A 21,859-nucleotide genomic window follows, 5' to 3' on the forward strand; every position below is an offset into this window, starting at 1 on the left:
GCAATAAAATCAACCATTATAAAAACCAGTGGAACTTACCCTGACACGGATTTCCACTGGTTGTTAGAGGTTTTATCAGATTAACTTCCACTTTAACAGACGGTGGAAGTTAGTTTGGGAATTTAGCGTTTTAAAATGAAAAAACTGGAATGTGGGACTTAACCAACGTCAAAAATGACTTTTTATGCTTTTCGAAATGGCATTGATAGTTTTTGAACTGACTTTTCGCAGTAGAGATTCGACTGTACTTATCGGCTACTCAAGAACTGCCAACCCCATCACAAGTAATTTATACAATTCAGGGTTATAATTATTTCTTAATACGGTGATAAGAAAACGGTATTAGAAAAAGTTAATGTTGTGTGATAATCTAATATCAACTTTTAGATAGGGGGTTAGGATATGATACAACAAGTCATTTCAGGTGGACTTATTGGCATTATATTTGGGTTTGTGCTACAACGCACTCGGTTTTGTATGACTGGTGGTTTTCGAGATATGTATGTCGCTAAAAACAATCGGTTATTTTATGCCTTTTTGATTGCCATTGCTGTTCAAAGCGTCGGGGTGTTGGGGTTAATTCATTTCGGAATTGTCTCCAATCCTTATGAGGATTATTCCGTTTTAGGAACGATCATCGGTTCATACGTGTTTGGTATCGGTATTGTTTTAGCCGGAGGATGCGCGACTGGAACATGGTATCGAGCTGGTGAGGGCTTGATTGGAAGCTGGATTGCCTTATTCTTTTACATGTTATCTGCGGCAGCTATGAAATTCGGGGTCTTAAAACCGCTGAATGAGGGATTATCACAGTATTGGGTTATCAATGATGACCTTGCTAGTCAACTAGGAATCTCTGTCTGGCTATTAGTTGCTTTATTGGTACTTGTAACGACTGTTCTTGTTGTGAGAGATTTGAAAAAGCCACAAGCTAAAGCAGCAAGTCTTCCACCTAAGTACAGTGGCATAAGGCATTATCTTTTTGAAAAAACGTATCACAAATATTGGGCTGGTTTTGTGATTGGTTTAATCGCTCTAGCAGCATGGCCTGCAAGCGAGTGGACAGGTCGTGTCGGTGGTCTAGGTATCACAACACCGTCTGCCCATATCATTTCATATATCGTTACTGGAGATTCCAAATTATTGAACTGGGGCGTTTATATGGTTCTCGGCATTCTAATTGGTTCCTACATTGCCGCCAAAGGAGCAAATGAATTTAGATGGCGTCTTCCTGATATCGCTACGCTTGGAAAAAGTACCATTGGAGGAATTTTGATGGGAATCGGAGCTGCCTGGGCAGGCGGTTGTACAATCGGTAATGGATTAACTGCTACAGCAGTGATGTCCAGCAAAGGATGGCTTGCACTGTTGTTCAGCATTTTAGGTGTTTGGACCGTATCGTATTTTATTTTTGTAAAACCATTAAAAAAATAGGAGAGAATTTAATATGGCATTAGTAGAACTTGAAACTGGGGGCTTGGTTTGCCCATTTCCTTTAATTGATGCAAAGGAAAAAATGAAACAATTATCACCTGGTGATGAACTCTTAATCAAATTTGATTGTACCCAAGGCACCGAAAGCATCCCTAACTGGGCAGCTGAGGCTGGCTACCCAGTCACACGATTTGAACAAGTCGGAACAGCTTCTTGGGAAATCGTTGTCCAAAAGAAATAAGTATACGGGAGAGCTCTACCTACTGATTAGGGCACTCAGAAAAACAAGATAATATGTTAAAAAGAGAGTGGGAAAAATCGTTAAATCATCAAAAAAATGACGATTTTGATTTTCCTCGCTCTCTTATTTTAATACTCAGACTGAAACTGTCCAATGGAGGTTTTAGGTGAACTCTTGAAAATGAAGAAGTGTCCAGTTGCGGACTTCCAATCACCCACTGCGCCAAATTATCTATACACTAAAATTTAAGAAGTTGGGATTCCCAACCTCTTTTTTCTATTTATGCTAAATGATAACTTACTAAATCTTCTTATAGGTAAAGGTATTTGAAAAGTGCTACTGCTGCGATTGAAGCAAGGATTGGCGCACAAACACCTACCCAAGCGTACCACCATTTAGAATCTGCTTTATTTTCACCAAGAATTGATTTTGGAAGAAGTGCGTGAAGGATACGTGGACCAAGGTCACGTGCTGGGTTTAGACCAGGACCTGTTGGACCACCAACTGCGGCTACAAGCGCCATAACAAGGAAACCTAGTGCGATGTGGGCAACTGCTTGGCTACCATTTGTCATTTGAGCTAATTGTGCTTTAGCTGCATCAGCGATATCTGATTCTGATAATTTTTGACCATAAGCTGCGGCTTGTGACGTCAATGTTTCTTTAATCAATGAACCAAGTTCAGCACCAAAGAAGTTTTTAGTCAAACCAAGTGCGCCAAAGAAGAGAACAAATGATCCAAGAAACTCATTCAAGAAACCATTGATAGTTGCTGCTTTACGGCTTTCTTTAGTACCGTTGTCAAGAGCATTGATGGTTGAGAATGACCCCAAAATATGATTTGGATTTTCCGTTTTCAAGAAGTATGGGCGGTAATCCATGACAATCATCAATTGACCAAACATTGCCCCCAAAAGTTGAGCAATAATGTAAACTGGAACGTGTTTCCACGGGAAAAGTCCAGATACTGCAAGACCTAGTGTGAAGGCTGGGTTGATGTGGTTACCAGATACGTTACCAAACATAAGGGCTGGCATCATAACTGCCAAACCATATCCAATAGCAATTAGAATCCAACCAGAGTTGTTTCCTTTTGTCCCTTTAAGGTCAACGTTAGCAACTGTACCATTACCGATAATGATAAGGAGAGCAGTCGCTAAGAATTCAGTGATGTATTTCACTGTCCATGTAACATCCATTTGTCTTAATTTCCTTTCAAAATACGAATTTTTTTAGACAATAACCATTCTATCAAGTATAATAAACAAAGTAAAGTTATATCTTAAAATAAAAACGTTTACTTTTTTATTTTAAAATATGCCACTCTCTAGAATAACGACTTCTTATAGATGAAAGGATTCTTATGAAATACAATCAATTTTCTTATGTTGCTGTTTCTGAAACCATAGCAGAGCAGGAACTTCGCTCTTTGGGATTTGATGTCCATTCGGACAAGGCTTTCAAATTAAACTTAGAAGGCTTTATCCGAAAAGTACTATCACTTCATTACCAAGATACGGACTACGCTCTTTCAATGTGGATTGCAGATGCTAAAACAGATCTCCTCTCTTTCTTCCAATCCGACAAAGAAGTCACGGCTGATATTTTCAATACTATAACCTTACAAGTTCTTGGTTTTATTCCAAATGTAGACTTCAAGGACACGGCCGAATTTATTGAAAAACTCAATTTCCCAATCACCTTTGATGCTAGTCTTGGTAATCTTCATCAATTACTTGCAACACGTTGCCCATCTGGGAATACCTTGATCGACCGTTTGGTGTCAGAAGGCTTGATTCCTAACACAAATGACTATGCCTTTTTCAATGGTAAATCTTTAGCAACCTTTGACACCACCGATGTCATTCGTGAAGTGGTTTATGTAGAAGCACCTGTAGATACTGACAATGACGGACAGACTGACCTCATCAAGGTCAATATCATACGCCCTAAAACAAACCATAAACTCCCAGTTATCATGACTGCTTCTCCTTATCAGCAAGGAGTGAATGGCCCTGCTTCCGATGCACTGACTCACAAAATGGAAGGCGATCTTCTTGTCAAACCAGCGTCAGCTATTTCCCTAAAAGAAGAAAAAATAAAGACACTCGAAAGTCAAAGTCAGGCTACTCTTGTGACAGAAACTGAGGAGAGCTTCACAAGTCTCCCTCGTCCTAGCTACACCCTCAATGACTACATGTTAGCACGTGGTTTTGCCAACATCTACGTATCAGGCATTGGTACCCTTAATTCCGATGGCTTTATGACTACCGGCGACTACCAGCAGGTGGAGGCTTATAAGGCTGTTATTGACTGGTTAAATGGCAGAGCTCTTGCCTTTACAAGCAATACCAGAGAACGTCGTATTGAAGCTACTTGGGCAACTGGTAAAGTGGTCACTTCTGGCCTATCTTATCTCGGTACCATGTCAAATGCTCTAGCCACAACAGGCGTGGATGGGTTGGAAGTCATCATCGCAGAAGCTGGAATTTCTTCTTGGTACGACTACTACCGTGAAAATGGTCTTGTCGTAAGCCCTGGTGGTTATCCTGGTGAAGATTTGGACAGTTTAACCGAGTTTACTTATTCCCGAAATCTCTTGGCAGGTGACTATCTCCGCCACAATGCACAATATCAAGAGTTTTTAAAACAACAGGGACAAGATAGCCGTCGTGACACTGGGGACTATAACCAATTTTGGCACAACCGTAACTACGTCAAAAATGCCGATAAGGTCAAAGCTACCGTTGTCTTTACCCACGGTACACAAGACTGGAATGTTAAACCAATCAATGTCTTCAACATGTTTAACGCCCTACCACAGGCTATTGATAAACACCTCTTCCTTCACCATGGTGCCCACGTCTACATGAATAACTGGCAATCTATCGACTTCCGTGAAAGCATGAACACGCTTCTCTCACAGAAAATCTTAGGGCAAGACAACCTTTACAGCCTACCTCAAGTCATCTGGCAGGACAATCGTGACGTTCAAACTTGGCAACCTCTTGAAACTTTCGGTTCTCAAAACTACGAAGTCTTTGACTTATCAAGTGACACTCACACCATTTCTAACCACTATGACGACGATTGCTTCGCTAAATATGGCAAGGATTTCAATAGCTTCAAAGCTGATTTGTTTACCGAAAAAGCTAACGCCATTACCATTGATATTCCTGTTGAAAAAGCGCTGCTGCTAAATGGACGTGTCAAGCTAACACTGTCTGTCAAATCTTCAACCAATAAAGGTCTGCTCTCAGCTCAGCTATTGGAACACGGTCATAAAAAATACCTTCAAGACATTCCAGCAGTTGTTTCCCCTAAATCGGTGGACAATGGTCGTCACTTTGAAAAAGAACACTTGGTGGAACTCCCTCAACGTGAAGCAGCTTATCGTGTGATTACAAAAGGCCATATCAACCTTCAAAATCGTGAGGGGGTACTAAATATTAAGGACATCAAACCAGATGACTGGATGCAAGTAACTTTGGAACTGCAACCAACCATCTATGCCTTAGAAGAGGGAGCAACCCTTCGTATCGTCCTTTACACCACTGACTTCGAACACACTATCCGTGATAACAGTGACTATGAATTGGTACTTGATTGGAACAAGGCTCAGCTAGAACTTCCTGTGACAATGTAAACCATTACTGATGTGGTACCATAACCTTAAAACTCCGCCTGATTGTGAACATCAAGCGGAGTTTTTATATTATTTAGTCCCTTCAAATGTAACTGTCATCGTAGTTCCTACACCCAGCTGACTATCTACTTTAATCGTAGCATGATGTTGAACAAGGGAATGTTTAACAATAGCAAGTCCCAATCCTGTTCCGCCATTCTTCTTCGAACGACTTTTATCAACACGGTAGAAACGTTCGAAAATACGTTCCTGCTCTTCCTTAGGAATACCGACGCCTGTATCTTTGACAGTCAATTGAATTGTATTATCGACAGTAGTCACACCAATCGTCACTTTGCCATTTTCGTGATTGTAATTAATAGCATTATCACAGAGATTGTAAACCATTGAATGAAGTAAGGCACGATTACCAATTAGGTAGGTATGCTGTCCTTCTAGCTCCAAATCAATATGACGCTCATTGGCCTTAATCGAAAGATTTTCCATCACATCTTGAGCGACTTGATAAAGGTTGACACGCTCCATAGTTAATTCAGATATCTCATCAAGGTGCGAAAGATTGATCACATCTTCTACTAATTGTATCATACGTTGGGATTCATTGTGAATCTTCTTCGCAAATGTAGAAATATCCCTTTGATCTACCACATTGCTTGCCAGCATTTCAGAATAGCCTGAAATCACATGCAAAGGGGTTTTTAATTCATGAGAGACATTGGCAGTAAATTCACGACGCAACTGCTCTACCTGTAATTGCTCAGTCACATCAAAGAAGAGAACAGCTACACCTGTCACCTCACTGTCCGAAACAATAGGACGAACCAGTACCTTATAATGGGTATGCCCGATTTCCAGCATCCCCTCTTGTTTGTGACCCTGTAATCCATTTTTCAGCCAGGCATTTAACGATAAATTCCTAAAGATTTGCAGTAAATCTTTACCAATCCCGTTGTCATCTGTATTTAGAATCTCCTTAGCCGCATTGTTGATGCTAAGGATTCGACAATGACTGTCCAATAAAATCATCCCTTCTTTGATTTTCGAGATAATGGTATTAAACTCGGTTTGACGTTGTTCAATGAGGATTTCACGCTCTGTGACTTCTTGCTGATGTTTCGCAATGCGTCTTAAAAGAGGAGAAATCTCTTCATAGGAATCATTATCAAGTGGTTTATCTAAATTTAGCTGATTCAACGGTAAAACCACACCTTTAGCAATATAGCGTGATAGCCACAGTGACAAGAAGAATGCCAACAAGAGAACAAGTGCTAGAGGTTGAAACATTCTTAACAACAACAATAAAATACTATGTTGGGTCACTGACAGACGTAAGATTGTTCCATTATTCAAACGTTGTGCAGAGTAAAGAGACTGAGTTGTTAAGGTATTAGAATACCTAACACTCTCACCATAGCCATCTACGATAGCTTCTTTGATTTCCTCGCGATTGGCATGATTATCCATCAACGTTGCATCTGATTGATTATCATACAAGACCTTACCTTCATTATCCACCCAAGTAATCCTAATATTGGACATCTTAAGGTCTGCAAAATAATCTTGCCCTTCCAAAGAAACGCCTTGGGCTGCGAGAACTGTTTCTGTCTGAAGTTGCTCTTGTTGCACCTGAGTAAAATGATTATAAAGAACACCTATTACCAGTGCCAAAGAGATAACAAGAACACCTACGGTAGCTCCAAATGTTGATCGAAAGATTTTTTTAATCATCTGTTACCTCCAAACAATAGCCTACTCCTCGAACCGTTTTGATAAAGTGACTCACATCTCCAAGTTTCATGCGCAAAGTTCCAATGTGGACATCGACTGTTCTCGTTTCTCCAATAAAGTGTTCTCCCCAAACCTTATCCAACAATTCTTGTCTGGTAAACACACGGTTAGGACTTAACATAAAAAGCGATAGTAACTCAAATTCTTTTAAGGTCAATTCAATCTTTTTACCATCTTTTTTGACCGTATAATTACTGGAATCAAGTGAAAGATTAGCTATTGTTAGTTTATGCTCTTTACTGTGACTAGATGTTCGTCTCAACACCGCTTTGATTCGTGAAATCATCTCCATCATGCCAAAAGGCTTCACGAGATAATCATCTGCTCCCAAATCGAGTCCTTTGACCTTATCAAACTCTGTTCCTTTAGCTGTCGTCATAATGACTGGAATTTCTTTAGTCATTGATTTTGAGCGCAGCTTTTGTAAAATCGTTAACCCATCATCTTCGGGCAACATGATGTCCAATAAAATTAAGCTCGGTAATTCTTGGTGAATGCTCTCCCAAAAAGGTCTTGAGCTAGGAAAACCTTTTGCGTCAAAACCTGTGGTTCGTAGGGTATAAAGCATTAATTCACGAATGTCATCATCGTCTTCAACGCAGTAAATCATGTCTCTTCTCCATTTAGTTCACCAGTGATTGAGAAAATCACCCATCTTGCAATATTTACCGTATGATCCCCGATACGTTCAAGATACTTGGCAATCATCAAGACATCAATGACATAGTCACCGTCATGACTAAGTTCTGAAATATGGGTAATTAAGCTTGTCTTAATTGTATCAAATTCTTGGTCAACTGAGGCATCATTTTGAATAACTTTTAAGGCTAAACTTTCGTCATCATGGACAAAAGCATCCACACTATCCGTTACCATAGCACTTACTTGCTCAACCATTTGTTTCAGCTGGGCAAACTCTGTACCATCATGAACATGACCCTGACTAAAAATAGCTGCGACTTCAGCTGACTGGGCACCGATACGTTTCATATCGTAAACCATTTTTAAGGCAGCAGAAATGCGGCGCAAATCCTTGGCAACAGGTTGCTGACGAAGGAGTAATTTTAAGCACTGCGCTTCGATATCATGCTCCATTTGTTCAATTTGTTGATAAGTTTTCCTAGCACCATTCACAACACTTTGATTATTTTCACTAATCGGAACAAGTGAACTGGAAATAATGTCTTCACAAAGTGATCCCATTAAAATTAAGTTTGTATTCAATACATGAAGTTGATTTTCAAAAATTGAACGCATTAGCCAAATCTCCCTGTAATATAATTTTCAGTTCGTTCATCTTGAGGTAATGAAAATAGCTGACTGGTTTTGTTATACTCCACAATTTCCCCCATTAGGAAAAATGCTGTCTTATCTGAAATTCGTACAGCCTGTTGCATGTTGTGAGTTACCATCACAATAGTATATTTTTGCTTTAACTCCATAACAAGTTCTTCAATCTTAGCCGTGGAAATTGGGTCTAAAGCACTGGTTGGCTCGTCCATCAATAAGACATCTGGTTCAATGGCAAGAGCTCTAGCAATGCAAAGCCTCTGTTGTTGACCACCCGACATACCTAAAGCAGATTTATTAAGACGGTCTTTGACCTCATCCCAGATAGCTGCTTGCTTAAGAGAACGTTCAACAATTTCATCTAATTGGACCTTATTATGGATACCATGAGTTCTTGGGCCAAATGCAATATTATCATAGATACTCATTGGAAATGGATTTGGTTTTTGAAATACCATGCCAACTTTCTTACGGAGAATGTTAATATCTAATTCTCTATAAGCATCTTGACCATCTAGTTTAACCTCCCCTGTAATCCGACAATTTTTCACCAAGTCGTTCATTCGATTGAGGCTTTTCAATAAGGTTGATTTCCCACATCCTGATGGGCCGATAAAAGCAGTAATCTCATTTTGTGCAATCTCTAAGTTGATATTTTTAAGGGCATGAAAATCGCCATAATAGAGATCGAGATGATTGATAACTAATTTATTCATGATTTGATTCACTTCCTAATCGTCTAGCAACTAATCCAGACAAAAGATTGATAACAATGACTAAAACCAATAACACCACCGCAGTTGCATAGGTTTGATTGATATAAAGTCCTTCACCTGAAATAGCGTACATATGCACAGCTAAGGTTCTGGAAGAACTAAAGAGACTCTTGGCAACTTCTGCTACTGTTCCAGCTGTGAAAATAAGCGCTGCTGATTCTCCCACAATCCGCCCAATAGCTAGAATGATACCTGAAAAGATACCGGGCATGGCACTTGGAAGGACAATTTTAAAAATCGTCCGTAGTTTCCCTGCTCCTAGAGCAAAAGCTCCCTCACGGTAGGCATCTGGTACGGATAACAGAGCTTCTTCCGTTGTTCGGATAATTAAGGGTAAAATCATAATACTCAAGGTAACCGCTCCAGATAGTAATGAGAGTCCCATATGAGCATATTTGACAAAGAATAGCGCCCCAAACAATCCGTAAATAATGGACGGAATACCAGATAGGGTCTCTGTTGCAATTCGAATGACACTGACAAAAGGATTGTCACGACGAGCATACTCTGTTAAATAGATAGAAGCCCCAATTCCAATCGGAACGGCTACAAGCAATGCTAGAATCGTCATAAAGACGGTGTTGATAAGAGCTGGTAATAACGAAACATTTTCACTATTATAAGTTAAGGCAAATAGGCTAGGCGTCAAATGTGGAATACCTCTCACCAAGATATATCCAACCACAAAGATGATTCCTAAAAAGGTTGCTAAAGCAGAGCCATAAACCAATAAAAACAAGACAAGAGAGACTGGATCTTTTTGCCGTGACCTCCAATTTTGCTTCAAGCTACGTTGATTAATGTTTTCCATGTTTACTCCTCTTTATTTAATAATGAGAAACTGATATTAATCATCAGCACAAAGACAAAAAGCACTACGGCTGTTCCGATGAGAGCTTCTCTGTGCAAACCACTAGAATATCCCATTTCCATAACAATATTTGTCGTCATGGTTCTGACACCAGATGTCAACGAATCTGGTAAAATCGCCTGATTCCCCGCAACCATAATTACCGCCATAGTCTCACCAATAGCACGACCAATACCTAAAATAATCGCTGCTAAGATGCCTCGTTTAGCTGCTGGAAGAACTGCAAAGAAAACACTGCGCTCATGCGAAGCCCCTAGAGCAAGTCCGCCCTCATAATATGAATTCGGTACTGCTCTAATAGCTGCCTCCGAGACACTAATAATAGTTGGTAAAATCATCACCCCCAACAAAATTGAAGCTGTTAAAACTCCCATCCCAAATCCCCCAACATGATCACGGACAAAAGGGACCAAAACAACTAATCCGAAGAAACCATAAACAACTGATGGAATACCAGCCATCAAGTTAATCGCTGCCTTTAAAGGTCTATAAATAGCCTTAGGACAAAAGGAAGCCATAAAGACTGCTGTTAAAACTCCTACGGGAACACCAACGATTAAGGCACCAGCTGTCACATAGAGAGACCCGACTATCATCGGGAAAATACCAAAAAGATTATTAGCAGGTCTCCAAACAGTCCCGAAAAGAAAATTTCCAAGACCAATTTTACTAATCGCAGGAATACCACTAGAAAATAGAAAGACACAGATTAGTAACACCGACAGAATAGAAATACAGGCGGTAAAAAAGAATACCGCTTGCATCATTTTTTCTTTTGTATGATTCATTCACAACACCTTAGTTTGACAATTTGTCCCAGCCACTGATTTCTCCTGTAAAGATTGCCTTAATTTGGTCGCTAGTCAATTCATCAGTTTTATTGTCTTTATTAACAATTACAGCAATACCATCCATGGCAATAACAGTTGAGCTAATACCCTTAGACGTTTCTTCATCTTTTAATTCACGTGAAGCCATTCCGATATCAGAAGTACCATCAATAGTATTGGCAATACCTGTAGAAGAGTCACTTTGTTGAATCTCAATTTCTACTTTCGCATTTACTTTGCCGTAAGCTTCTTTTAGTTTTTCCATGACAGGTGTTACAGAACTTGAACCTGAAATAACAACTTTACCTGAATCTACAGATGATTGATAAGCAGTCGTATCATCAAGTGGAATATAACCACTCTTTTGAACAACAGCTTGACCATCGCTACTTAGAATAAAGGTGATAAAATCTTGTGCTGCTTCGTTAATGTTATCTTTAGTAACGATATTGAATGGACGTGAAATTTTATAGTCACCAGACTTGATCTTATCCACAGTAGCTTCAGCACCATCAATTTTAAGAACTTTAACCGTATCGTTCAATGAACCAAGTGAAGCATAGCCGACAGCTGATTGATCACCTGCTACTGTTGTTAGCATGACAGATGTTGAGTTGGTAACAATTGCTTTATCAGTTGTCAAATCAACTTTTTCACCTGCATCATTTTTTTCTTCAACACCAAATAGTTCAATGAATGCTCCGCGAGTCCCAGAACCTTCCTCACGAGAAACAACGTTAATGGTTTCTGAGTTAGATGAAGAACCACCCTCAGAATTACCACAAGCAGCAAGTCCTGCAAATGTAGCTCCCATAATAGTAAGCATCGACAAAAATTTCATTTTTTTCATGATAAACTCCTTAAGTTTCTTTACACTACTTATTATAAAAATCAAACATCAAATCTATTACCTAGATTTTGTAAAGTTTTTGTAAAATCCTTATTTCCTAACTACACAATAAAGTCCCAGACTCACTTCCACTTTAAAAAGTGAGGGGGAAACTTACTTTGGAACATCCCCCTAGTTTGATAAGATAATTATGAGACTTTAAGTTCTACCCTCAAAATGATATAATATAGAATACATGGAGGTATCACACATCTGATAGTCTCTTTAAAACCACCTCTGCCTTTAAAGATGTTTAACAATAAGGCAAATTTAGACAAAAACATTTTAACAAGAGGGCCTAACCCCTTGATACGAAAGGAATCTTAAAAATCTTATGATGAATATGCAAAACCTGATGAAACAGGCACAAAAAATGCAAAAGCAAATGGAAGCTAAGCAAAATGAACTTGCGAGCACAACTTTTACTGGAAAATCAGCTCAAGACTTAGTTGTTGCTGAATTGACTGGTGACAAAAAAGTGGTTTCACTCAACTTTGCGGAAGCTGTTGTTGATCCAGAAGATATCGAAACACTGCAAGATATGACTATCCAAGCTATCAATGATGCTTTAAACCAAATCGATGAAGCAACTAAAAAATCACTTGGTGCTTTCGCTGGTAAATTACCATTCTAATCAAAATAATCTCCGCTGGACTTCCAACGGAGATTTTCTTATCTTTCTTTCGCCAATTCGAGGCAATAAGATTTTTCATGACAATGTGGACAGGTTAGCTTGCGCGTGCGTGGGGTGTGGCTAGCAACAGCTACTTGTTTAAAATTGGCATCAAAAGTTTGATGACAGTTAGGACAAAGATACTCAATTTTACTAAGATAATGTTGTATCCACAGATTCAGGCCAATAAAGAATATCGGCATGGCTCCAAAAGTTATCACTTTTGATTTGAGGACAGTTGTGCCCAATATAATAACCCCAACATAGACAACTGAAATGAGGATAATCCCTAAAATCATGTTGAACCATAAACGCCGCCATAAGTTTTGATTTTTCATAGTGATCGAAATGTCTTTTAATTTCGCAAGTGAATAGTCCTTATCTTTTTTGACTTGATCAAGTAAGTTGACAGCTTTGTCAAGTTTTGTTCGTTGTTCTGCGACTTGCTCTTTAAGTTCTTTAACATGATCTTCTAACAGAAGTTCTAGAACAGCGTCAGCATTTTCTTCCGAAAGCACTTTTTTGATGTGTTCAATGGAGAAATCTAACTCCCGCAAAAAGCAAATTACCTGAAGTTTCTGCAAATCCTCGTCATTATAAATTCTACGACCACCATCTGAAACCTCTGATGGAATAAGGATCCCGCGTTGATCATAGTATTGCACCGTTCTGACAGAAACACCGACGACTTTGGCTAATTCACCAGTGGAATATTGAGACATGTCTTTCACCTCCTTTTTTATGAGATACAAGGATTATCCCTTGTTCATGCTCAATCTTAACCTATGACCCAACGTTACAAGCAAGTCCTAACGCTAGGGGATTTTTTCTTTTTTAGCATTTTTTTGAAAAGTTGACAGGGCTGTCAATCAAAGAATCCCCCCAAGGCAGCAAAGGGATTATCACCGTGTGTTTCTTCCTGTTGTGTCAGATACCTCTTATTCTCATCCAATTCTAGAAATTTTTCATAAACAAGAGCCGTCATGCGAGCATCTTCTAAACTATTATGCCCACGCCCTTTGATGCCTAAGAAATCTGCCACGCTGGTCAACTTAAGATTGATAATCCCATTAAGGTCACTACTGCGACGCTCAAAAGCTTCATCATAGAGGTCCACTTGATACTGCTCTGTTAAATCAAGACCATTTTCAGCTAGAATTGGTAAATCAGATTTGCCAGCATTATAACCAACAAGCGGTAACTCTCCCACAAAAGTTGCAAAATTAGCGATAACTTCATCAACTTTTGGTGCGCCAGCAATTTTTTCCGCCGTAATCCCTGTCAGTCCATTGATAAAAGACTGCAGGGGTACATCTGTATAAACATATGTGTCGAAGGTTTCAATCTCTTTGTGGTCACTAAATTTAACCGCTGAGAGTTGAATCATGTGACTGACCTCATCAACGGTATTAAATTCAAGGTCAAAGGCAATATAATCTTGTAAATTTTTCATCGTGCTAAGCTGGTTAGGGGAGAGCATGAAAACAACTGTATAAGTGTTTTCTCATCTTGTCTAGACACCTTCCCCTTCTCAGTTAAAACTGAGTATTCCTTTCCATAAGTTATCTGATAGCTAAAAAGCCCTTACGGGCTATTAGTTCTTATTTTTTACCAAATAGACGCGCAAAGAACCCTTTTTTCACTTCTTCAGTCTTTGCTTCTTCTAAGACTTGATCCAACTCTAACTTCAGTTGTTCCTTATCTTGCATAGCAGTCAAGGTCAACTGTTGTTGTTGGTCTAATTGCTTATCTTTTTCTGCAATCTGAACATCTTTAACACGAAGTTGCTCGTCTTTAGCTGCCAACTGCTCATCCTTAGCTTTCAATTGCTCAAAAAGACGCGTGATTTCAGAATTTTTTTCATCGACCAAAATCTCTAAAAGCTCACGATGTTTGGCTTCCTCACTCACTGGTTCGTCTTCAAAAATCGTTTTTTTATAAATTTTTTCAAGTTTGATCAGACCGCTACGCTTAACTACAGTAACGCCCTTATCGTTTTTTTCAAGGTCTTCGGCTGGCAAAGTTTTCACACGATTATTGACCGCCTGACGACTTACTCCTAAAATCTCAGCTAATTCGCTGACCGTTTTTTCAATCTGCATTTCTACTTCCTTCAACACGCTTACTCATTTTGTCCAACTAAATATCCCGCTCTTTTGCAAGCATTGAACCAAAACTTCTTATACTTAATAAATGTTATCATATCAAGCCTTTAATGTCAATTTATGCTAAAATAGAATTATGATACATTTTGATACAATTGTGATTGGCGGTGGGCCTGCTGGTATGATGGCAACCATCTCCTCAAGCTACTACGGTAAAAAGACACTGCTACTCGAAAAAAATCGTCGCCTCGGTAAAAAATTAGCCGGAACCGGTGGTGGGCGCTGCAACGTGACAAACAACGGTACCTTGGATGATCTCCTCGAGGGTATCCCAGGTAACGGTCGTTTTTTGTATAGTGTGTTTTCTCAGTTTGATAACCATGACATCGTTCGTTTTTTTGAAGAAAATGGCTGTGCTCTAAAGGTTGAAGACCACGGACGCATGTTTCCTGTGACCGATAAATCTAAGACGATTATCGATACTCTTGAAAAGAAGATTCGTGAGCTCGGTGGACAGATTAAAACACAATTTGAAGTGATTTCTGTCAAAAAAATCGACAATCTTTTTCATGTCAAATCAGCTGATCAAGAATTAACCTGTGATCAACTCATTGTTACGACAGGTGGAAAATCTTATCCCTCAACAGGATCAACCGGTTTTGGACACGATATTGCCAGACATTTTAAATTAGCAGTAACAGAGCTTGAAGCTGCCGAAAGCCCTCTTCTCACAGATTTTCCTCACAAAGCGCTTCAGGGCATTTCACTTGATGAAGTAACGCTCAGCTACAACAAACACATCATCACACACGATTTGCTCTTTACCCACTTTGGTTTATCTGGACCAGCTGCCTTACGGATGTCATCCTTTGTCAAAGGCGGTGAATTACTTCACCTTGATTTTATCCCTCAAACGCCACTTAATGACTTGTTCCGCTTTTTCCAAGAAAATCGTGAAAAATCCGTCAAAAATGCGCTGAAACTCTTAGTTCCCGAACGTGTCGCTGACTTTTTGGCACAAGGCTACGCTGAGAAAATCAAGCAGCTCTCACACAGTGACGTGGACGAACTCAGTCAAAAATTAAAGAGCCTTCCCATCTCTGTTACTGGAAAAATGAGCCTAGCTAAATCCTTTGTCACTAAAGGCGGGGTCGACCTCAAGGAAATCAATCCCAAAACGCTCGAAAGTAAAAAAATTCCAGGCCTTCACTTTGCAGGTGAGGTACTAGATATTAACGCCCACACTGGAGGCTTTAACATCACCTCTGCCCTCTGCTCAGGCTGGGTGGCTGGTAGTTTACATTATTAAAAACATAACTGCGATATCAAACGATACCGCAGTTTTTTCTTCCCACATACCCATTTCATTATCACCCCCTTTCTAAAAAATACCTTACGTTTCTTAAGTCAACATTGGCGAAATCAAGACAACCTAAAGAGAGCACAAAGATTACATTAAGGTTGCTGAAACAGTATTTACTCGGTAAACATCACCCGTTATACTTGCAGTGTAGTAAAATTTTTTAAGGAGGACACTAACATGTCAAAATGCAAACTTACAGCATTCGCTACACTTGCATCACTAGCATTACCATTGTTTACTACTAATCTTGTCAATGCTAATGAAATTACTTATATCTATGAAGAAGCACAAACTCCTAAAACTTCTGACCCATGTCGCTTTGAGATAGAAGACGTTACTACAGAAAACTTTGTTAACTTCGCACTTCCTGGAGACCGTGGTTCAGAAGGCTTGAACTCAGAGAAAATTGCTAACATTTTGAAAAGCATTCCACTTTATTTCACATTCAACTTTAGATAAAAATATCAAAATTCGAGTTTACATACCGTAAAAAGGACTTCAACAAAGACTTTGACGATATCTTTAACAAGTCATAAAATGATAAAATATAACTAAAAGAAAGGTTTTTCTATGAAAAAAAACACTATTATTAAGTGCTGCTGCAGTGGCACTTACTGCTACCGCAGCTTTATCAAGTCACTCTGCAAGTGCTTATCAACATTACACTAATCCGATACTTAAACAAGATGGCACACAATCGCTTAGAGAAGTCAAACAAGCTGCACAATTAGAGATCCGAAATCTCTTAAAAACACATAACGTTACAGACCCTGCTGAATATAAAGGATACTACTATTTTTATCTTCGTGAAGCACGCAAAGCATCTAATGAACACGGTGTTAAAGCTGTTATTGACGAGTTAGCAAGCACATTGCAACAGCGCAATAACCAATAACATTATATTAGCATTACTTACTACTAACCTTATCAAAGCTGAAAAAAAATCACTAATAAAGACAACTTACCTATTTCTCACATCTTGAAGAACATGGTACAGAAGGTCTGAACTCAGATAAACTTGATAAGATTTTAAAAAGCATTCTACACTACTTCATATTCAACGTTAAAAAACATTCCCTCTCAATCAAGAAGGAATGTTTTTTTTATCGGCTAGACAAGTTTATTAGTCACGTTCTTCTTTACGTTTGAGGTAACCTGCCAAGCTAAATGCTGCTAGTCCACTCATGCTAAAGAGAAGTGTGTGAAGTGAATCGTCACCAGTTTTAGGGAGTGCTTTTGTTTCTGTCACTTTTGCTTGCTCAGCGACTGTTTTGTTTTCTGATTTAACAACTGATGTTTTATTGTCAGCTAGTGGTTTCACTTCTGGCTGTTGTTCTGGTGTTTGGTTGCCAGTCTCTGGTTTTACTTCTGGTTGCTTATCAGGGGTTTGCGCTCCATCTTCTGGTTTATTTTCAGTTTTTGGTGCTTCAACATAATTTTCAACGAAAACTTTTGTATCTTTAATGCCTGCTTGAATTTTTTGCCCTGCTTTTTCCAAATCACTCAAATACTTCACGAAAACTTCTGTATCTGGGTCGATTGCGCCGACAAGAGGTGTCCCTTTGAACACAGAGAAGCCATCTCCACCGCCGTATAAGAAATCGTTAATAAGCACTTTGTAAGTTGCTGCACGATCAATTTCTGTACCATCATCTTTGAAGGCTTTCGCTACTTTATAAGTTTGACCTGGCGTTGTGTCGTCAGCTTTAGTGTAGATGTATTTCAAACCAGACATTTGAAGGAAGTACTTTTCATCTTCATCGTACTGTTGATTAAGCGCTGCGTAAATTTGCTCACCAGTCATTTCAACTACTTGAAGGATGTTACCAAACGGCTGAACTGCCTGTGCTGCTCCCCAAGTAACTGTTCCGTCAGGTTGAACTTTCAAATCGGCACGGATACCACCATTGTTTGTCATCGCAAAATCAACAGCATGACCAGATTTTCTAGCAATTGCCAATTGTGCAGTTGTCACAAGGTTTCCTACTGGGCTTTCTTTAAAATCGTTAACTTCACGAGAAATATCAGTTGCTTCTGCTGCTGTACCAATTTTTTGCTCTGTGACTTTCTTAACAATTTCATTAGCTTCGTCAACGATAGCTTTAATCTTAGCACTTGGCTCTTTTTTGTCTGGGGCTACAGCAATGATTTTAGCTGTTGGTACTGCTTTAAAATCTGCAATATCAGTGTCATAAACCGCACGGACATCAGAGTAGGCTTTACCTTGTGAGGTTGACTGGACAATCAATGTTTTACCAGCGACTGTTCCGTTTGTATAAACGTGGTTGTGGCCTGCAAAGATAATATCAACTGAGTTTTCAGGATAAAGTTCATTAACTTTTGCCATCATCGCAGCAGAATCACCTTCTGCGATACCGTCTTTACTTGTTGAAGGAACATGGGCTAAAACAACAATTGCATGTACACCTTTTTCATTCAATTCACGAGAATATTTCGCAATAGCTTCTGCTTCATTAATGAACGTGTATTGTTCATAATTTTTCTTCAAGACAAGGTTTGGAATTTCAGTCGTCACAACACCGATAAAACCAATTTGAGCAACTTTGTCATTAACTGGGATTTCCTTAATCGCATATGGTTTCCAATTAAATGGGATTTCACCTGTCGCTTTATCAACAACGTTAGCTATAACGATTTCTTGCTTACTTGCTTCGCGTGTGTAGTTATCGACGATTTCGTTAAATTGTCCTTTTTTAGGAGCTGTTCCTGTCATGATACGGTTATATTCTTCCAAGCCTTCATCGAATTCATGATTTCCAAGTGTTCCGTAGTCAAAATCCATTTCGTTAAAAACTTTAACAGTTGGTTCATCTTGAAGAAGTCCTGAGTTTGACGGACTTGCCCCTACCATGTCTCCTGCTTGGACACGAATAGATTCTTTAGCATCAACATTTGTTGCTTCTGCTTCAAATTCAGCTTGTGAGTCATCCATGTAAGCGTCAAGCTGCGCAGCAGTACCTGCGTTGCGGACAGTCTCACCTTCAAGACGAGCTGTTCCTGTTGCATCAAGGGCACCATGGAAATCATTAACTCCCATAATTTGAACCGCAACATCATCAGCAAAAGTGGTTTGTGATGCCGCAACACTCAATCCAGCAACCACTGCTAAGATACTACTTTTTAGGATAATTCTTTTCTTTTTAGCCATAAAATTAGGCCTCCCTTAAAAAATTCTGTTCGTTTCCGACATTCCTATCATAACGTTTTTAACACTGAATTTCAATATGTTTTCTTTATTTTACTAAAAAGATTTGACACCAACGTTCGATTTTAGATGTTTTAAATTCTTTTTTCTGAAAATTTTCATGTATTTATTCGTATTTTATGCATTTACTCATTTCAATTATGTTAGGTTTGATAGGCTTATCACTGGTTTTATCAGTAGCTATCTTGATGTAACATTTTATAATCTGATAGTCTTGAAATCTTTTATTTGTTTGATGAATATTGGACTAATGATCGAAAAAAGAGAGCTTTTGCTCTCAATCCAATAATTGTAAATAGTAAAAGCTTATCGCGCGGGCTGTAATATCATTTTTCTGCGTCAGCCACCAATTTAAACAAGTCGTAAAAGTCCCTGCAATGTGCTGATGAATCAGGCTTTCTGGTAACATCGCTCCGCTATTGTCAAAATAAAGGGGCTGAACAAGCGGTACGAGGTATTTATAAAGTTGAGTGGTGAGACTTCGAGAAAAATAGGCATCTTCCAATTTAAATAAAGTCGTGATTTTGGCTTCGTTTTCCTTAAAATGCTGAAAGAGATGGGTGAGAAGGTCAAGAAGCGAGTCATCCTCACCATTTTGAATATTCCTCATGTGCTCACTATAAGAAGAGGATTCAAAAACATGCTGAAACAGCTGCTCGGTCACAGCAGTTAGAAGGTCATCCTTACTTGCAAAATGGCTGTAAAAGGTGCTACGCCCAATTCTAGCTTTGTCAATAAGTTTAGCCACACTAATCTGATGAAAATGGTACTCATTGAGCAAGTCAAAAAAGGCGTCAAAGATTGCTTCTCGTGTTTTCTGTGTACGAAGATCCATTTTTTGTACAATTTGTCCAAACTGTTCGGTTTCAGACAATTCCTTTCTTTTGTTTCTACCATTCTTATGTTATAAATGACATAATGCTATTGTAAAGAAGAATAGTATTTTTGACAAGTGAGGACTCTCTTATGACAAGTATAACAAAACTTTCTAAAGTATCTTTTAAAAACAGTTGGCATTTCAATCTTCAAGACCATGCTAAATCTATCACATATGGAGGTTTAGATGGTATTATTACTACTTTTGCAGTTGTCGCTGGTGCTACTGGAGGAAACCTTGGTACAACTGCTATCGTTATTTTAGGCTTTTCAAATCTCCTTGCCGATGGCTTTTCCATGGCAGCTGGCGACTACCTCAGCTCTACCACTGAGGAACATGATGAACCAAGTCACGCCCTCAAAAACGCCATTGCTACCTTTTTAGCCTTTAACATTTTTGGGCTGGTACCTCTTTTTGCCTATCTGCTTCTTGAACAATTGACCCATATGCCAACTCATTGGACTTTAATCGCAGCAGGTACCATTGTTTCACTAGCTCTAGCAGCCCTAGGCTGGGTCAAAGCCACTATTACCAGACAATCCCTAAAAATCGAAATCACTCGAACACTCATTGTGGGATTACTAGCTGCTGGTGTAGCTTATGGCATTGGACAGGTCTTGGGAGAGTTGATTTAAAACCACCGAGTGACAAGCCACTGTGACTCCTCCCTCAGAGGACTCATAGGGTTTGTTTTTTGATTACGTTCTGGTTAAAATGTGCCTGATAGGCAGGATACAGGCTATCTGGTGACAAAATCTGTAGCACTGCTAAGGCTTCTGTCATGCCTTGTTGATTTCCTTTTTTCAGCTGATACGACAGGTAACTGTCTTCATAACGATAGATGGTCTTCTCGTAAAACTCATCCTCATAGCATAGCAGCTCTGCTATTTTTCCCGACAAATACGTCGCTTCGTCAAATCGTCCCATGTCCGTCGAGCGTCGCATGACATTTAAGGATAGCTGAGCAGCCAAACGGCGATTTTTATCTAAAGATTGGTAAGTCGCTTTTTTAGTGAGCAATTCCTTGGTCAAAAGAAAGACCGCATCGTAACCAAGTTGATCAACACAGTTTCCAAGAAGCGTGATTTCGTACTGTCCCCAGTAATCCAAACCAAAAAGATAGTCCGACAAAGCCTCAATCGCATCCTTAGAGGGGCCAAGCGATGGCTCCAAAGACGCCAAGACACAGCGGTACATGGTTAAAAAATAGGCATCAACTTCCCTTGCTTCCTCTATCTCCTCTTGTAAAGCCATTAGCGCCTCTAACTCCTTGTGATGATAGAGCTGGTCCATTTTTCGGAAAAATTGCTGACGCTTTGTCAGGGAGATCTCCGATGAGAAAGCCATCAACTCGTCATAGTCTAATCCTAAGCGCTGCAAGAGCTGATGAAAGAGACGAATCGTTACCTCAGATTCATCACGTTCAAAGCGCGACAATTGTGACGTTGATAATATGCCATCTGATAACGCTTCTAAGGTTATTCCTTTATCCCGTCTTAATTGACGGACCATTTTTCCAAACATGATTTTCCCTCTTATGCAAAAAATGCAACGTTTTCTTAAAAACATGATAGCATGAAACCAACGAGAAATCTATTAAAAGAGGAAATTCATGTCTAATCTTTCTATTTTTTACCTCTATACCATCTTTATGAATGGCCGATTCGGTCGAGGGGTTCTCATGCTTTATAGCCTCAGTTTAGGTGTAACCGCCCTCGAATTTGCACGACAAACGCATGAAGAAAATATGGCTTACAGAAAAGACTTTCATGGATGAATTCAAAATCCTTCGCTATAATAAAAGTGGAGGATTTTGTTATGGAAGACCTTTTAAATTTCTTGATTACTGTT

General features: G+C 39.2%; 22 protein-coding genes. 8 read left to right on the forward strand and 14 right to left on the reverse strand.

Features of this window, described 5'->3' with window-relative positions:
* Nucleotides 1–402: 402 nt before the first annotated feature.
* A complete protein-coding gene (locus EAF07_RS09250; protein WP_121836276.1) occupies nucleotides 403–1,434 on the forward strand; it encodes a YeeE/YedE family protein in 1,032 nt (343 codons plus the stop codon).
* Nucleotides 1,435–1,447: 13 nt separating this feature from the next.
* Entirely contained in the window at nucleotides 1,448–1,675 is a 228-nt protein-coding gene (locus EAF07_RS09255; protein WP_121836277.1) for a sulfurtransferase TusA family protein, read from the forward strand.
* Nucleotides 1,676–1,985: 310 nt separating this feature from the next.
* Here EAF07_RS09255 and gla read toward each other — a convergent pair whose 3' ends face one another.
* A complete protein-coding gene (gene gla / locus EAF07_RS09260) occupies nucleotides 1,986–2,873 on the reverse strand; it encodes an aquaglyceroporin Gla (RefSeq protein ID WP_121836278.1) in 888 nt (295 codons plus the stop codon).
* A 164-nt stretch (nucleotides 2,874–3,037) separates the two neighbouring features.
* Between gla and EAF07_RS09265 the strand changes: the two genes are divergently transcribed.
* The gene (locus EAF07_RS09265; RefSeq protein WP_121836279.1) at nucleotides 3,038–5,320 is read left to right on the forward strand and encodes a Xaa-Pro dipeptidyl-peptidase; all 2,283 of its coding nucleotides are present in this window, start codon (nucleotides 3,038–3,040) and stop codon (nucleotides 5,318–5,320) included.
* Nucleotides 5,321–5,389: 69 nt separating this feature from the next.
* Here EAF07_RS09265 and EAF07_RS09270 read toward each other — a convergent pair whose 3' ends face one another.
* Genes EAF07_RS09270 through EAF07_RS09300 form a run of 7 tightly spaced genes read right to left on the reverse strand, consistent with a single transcriptional unit; the run spans nucleotide 5,390 to nucleotide 11,725 of the window.
* Entirely contained in the window at nucleotides 5,390–7,048 is a 1,659-nt protein-coding gene (locus EAF07_RS09270; RefSeq protein ID WP_121836280.1) for a sensor histidine kinase, read from the reverse strand.
* Nucleotides 7,041–7,718 (reverse strand): winged helix-turn-helix domain-containing protein, encoded by a 678-nt coding sequence (locus EAF07_RS09275; RefSeq protein ID WP_121836281.1) that lies wholly within the window; start codon nucleotides 7,716–7,718, stop codon nucleotides 7,041–7,043. The genes EAF07_RS09270 and EAF07_RS09275 overlap by 8 nt, the downstream gene beginning before the upstream one ends.
* Nucleotides 7,715–8,365 (reverse strand): phosphate signaling complex protein PhoU, encoded by a 651-nt coding sequence (gene phoU, locus EAF07_RS09280; protein WP_121836282.1) that lies wholly within the window; start codon nucleotides 8,363–8,365, stop codon nucleotides 7,715–7,717. The genes EAF07_RS09275 and phoU overlap by 4 nt, the downstream gene beginning before the upstream one ends.
* A complete protein-coding gene (gene pstB / locus EAF07_RS09285; RefSeq protein ID WP_121836283.1) occupies nucleotides 8,365–9,114 on the reverse strand; it encodes a phosphate ABC transporter ATP-binding protein PstB in 750 nt (249 codons plus the stop codon). The genes phoU and pstB overlap by 1 nt, the downstream gene beginning before the upstream one ends.
* Nucleotides 9,107–9,985, reverse strand: a complete 879-nt coding sequence (pstA, locus tag EAF07_RS09290) for a phosphate ABC transporter permease PstA (protein ID WP_121836284.1) — start codon at nucleotides 9,983–9,985, stop codon at nucleotides 9,107–9,109. The genes pstB and pstA overlap by 8 nt, the downstream gene beginning before the upstream one ends.
* Nucleotides 9,986–9,987: 2 nt before the next feature.
* Nucleotides 9,988–10,833 carry a phosphate ABC transporter permease subunit PstC gene (gene pstC, locus EAF07_RS09295; protein ID WP_121836285.1) on the reverse strand — a complete coding sequence of 282 codons (846 nt, stop codon included), beginning with the start codon at nucleotides 10,831–10,833 and terminating at the stop codon, nucleotides 9,988–9,990.
* A gap of 10 nt (nucleotides 10,834–10,843) precedes the next feature.
* Nucleotides 10,844–11,725 (reverse strand): substrate-binding domain-containing protein, encoded by an 882-nt coding sequence (locus EAF07_RS09300; protein ID WP_121836286.1) that lies wholly within the window; start codon nucleotides 11,723–11,725, stop codon nucleotides 10,844–10,846.
* Between the two features lie 373 nt (nucleotides 11,726–12,098).
* Here EAF07_RS09300 and EAF07_RS09305 point away from each other — a divergent pair, with 373 nt between their 5' ends.
* On the forward strand, nucleotides 12,099–12,398 hold the full coding sequence (locus EAF07_RS09305) for a YbaB/EbfC family nucleoid-associated protein (RefSeq protein WP_121836287.1): 300 nt from the start codon (nucleotides 12,099–12,101) through the stop codon (nucleotides 12,396–12,398).
* A gap of 38 nt (nucleotides 12,399–12,436) precedes the next feature.
* Here the strand turns inward: EAF07_RS09305 and EAF07_RS09310 are convergent, their stop codons facing one another.
* From EAF07_RS09310 to EAF07_RS09320, 3 genes are all read right to left on the reverse strand, one after another.
* Nucleotides 12,437–13,159, reverse strand: coding sequence for a MerR family transcriptional regulator (locus EAF07_RS09310; RefSeq protein ID WP_121836288.1), 723 nt, complete (start codon nucleotides 13,157–13,159; stop codon nucleotides 12,437–12,439).
* Nucleotides 13,160–13,302: 143 nt separating this feature from the next.
* Nucleotides 13,303–13,890, reverse strand: coding sequence for a 3'-5' exonuclease (locus EAF07_RS09315; protein ID WP_121836289.1), 588 nt, complete (start codon nucleotides 13,888–13,890; stop codon nucleotides 13,303–13,305).
* A gap of 148 nt (nucleotides 13,891–14,038) precedes the next feature.
* On the reverse strand, nucleotides 14,039–14,539 hold the full coding sequence (locus EAF07_RS09320) for a DUF536 domain-containing protein (protein WP_121836290.1): 501 nt from the start codon (nucleotides 14,537–14,539) through the stop codon (nucleotides 14,039–14,041).
* A 139-nt stretch (nucleotides 14,540–14,678) separates the two neighbouring features.
* Between EAF07_RS09320 and aao the strand changes: the two genes are divergently transcribed.
* The 3 genes from aao (at nucleotide 14,679) to EAF07_RS09335 (ending at nucleotide 16,800) form a co-directional block, all read left to right on the forward strand.
* On the forward strand, nucleotides 14,679–15,851 hold the full coding sequence (aao, locus tag EAF07_RS09325; RefSeq protein WP_121836291.1) for an aminoacetone oxidase: 1,173 nt from the start codon (nucleotides 14,679–14,681) through the stop codon (nucleotides 15,849–15,851).
* Nucleotides 15,852–16,082: 231 nt separating this feature from the next.
* Nucleotides 16,083–16,364, forward strand: coding sequence for a hypothetical protein (locus EAF07_RS09330; RefSeq protein WP_121836292.1), 282 nt, complete (start codon nucleotides 16,083–16,085; stop codon nucleotides 16,362–16,364).
* Nucleotides 16,365–16,509: 145 nt separating this feature from the next.
* On the forward strand, nucleotides 16,510–16,800 hold the full coding sequence (locus EAF07_RS09335; RefSeq protein ID WP_121836293.1) for a hypothetical protein: 291 nt from the start codon (nucleotides 16,510–16,512) through the stop codon (nucleotides 16,798–16,800).
* Between the two features lie 228 nt (nucleotides 16,801–17,028).
* Here the strand turns inward: EAF07_RS09335 and EAF07_RS09340 are convergent, their stop codons facing one another.
* Together EAF07_RS09340 and EAF07_RS09350 are read right to left on the reverse strand one after the other, a co-directional pair.
* Nucleotides 17,029–19,074: a surface-anchored 5'-nucleotidase gene (locus EAF07_RS09340; RefSeq protein WP_121836294.1), complete on the reverse strand. Its 2,046-nt coding sequence runs from the start codon at nucleotides 19,072–19,074 to the stop codon at nucleotides 17,029–17,031.
* Between the two features lie 334 nt (nucleotides 19,075–19,408).
* A complete protein-coding gene (locus EAF07_RS09350; protein ID WP_245962723.1) occupies nucleotides 19,409–20,005 on the reverse strand; it encodes a TetR/AcrR family transcriptional regulator in 597 nt (198 codons plus the stop codon).
* 92 nt (nucleotides 20,006–20,097) lie between these two features.
* On the opposite strand from EAF07_RS09350, the gene EAF07_RS09355 reads away from it, so the two are divergent.
* Nucleotides 20,098–20,643 (forward strand): VIT1/CCC1 transporter family protein, encoded by a 546-nt coding sequence (locus EAF07_RS09355; RefSeq protein WP_121836296.1) that lies wholly within the window; start codon nucleotides 20,098–20,100, stop codon nucleotides 20,641–20,643.
* A gap of 43 nt (nucleotides 20,644–20,686) precedes the next feature.
* On the opposite strand, the gene EAF07_RS09360 is transcribed toward EAF07_RS09355, so the two are convergent.
* Nucleotides 20,687–21,532 carry a helix-turn-helix domain-containing protein gene (locus EAF07_RS09360; protein ID WP_183121692.1) on the reverse strand — a complete coding sequence of 282 codons (846 nt, stop codon included), beginning with the start codon at nucleotides 21,530–21,532 and terminating at the stop codon, nucleotides 20,687–20,689.
* Between the last annotated feature and the right edge of the window lie 327 nt (nucleotides 21,533–21,859).

Origin of the sequence: Streptococcus hillyeri, assembly GCF_003686955.1 — a bacterium.
Taxonomy (GTDB): Bacteria; Bacillota; Bacilli; order Lactobacillales; family Streptococcaceae; genus Streptococcus; species Streptococcus hillyeri.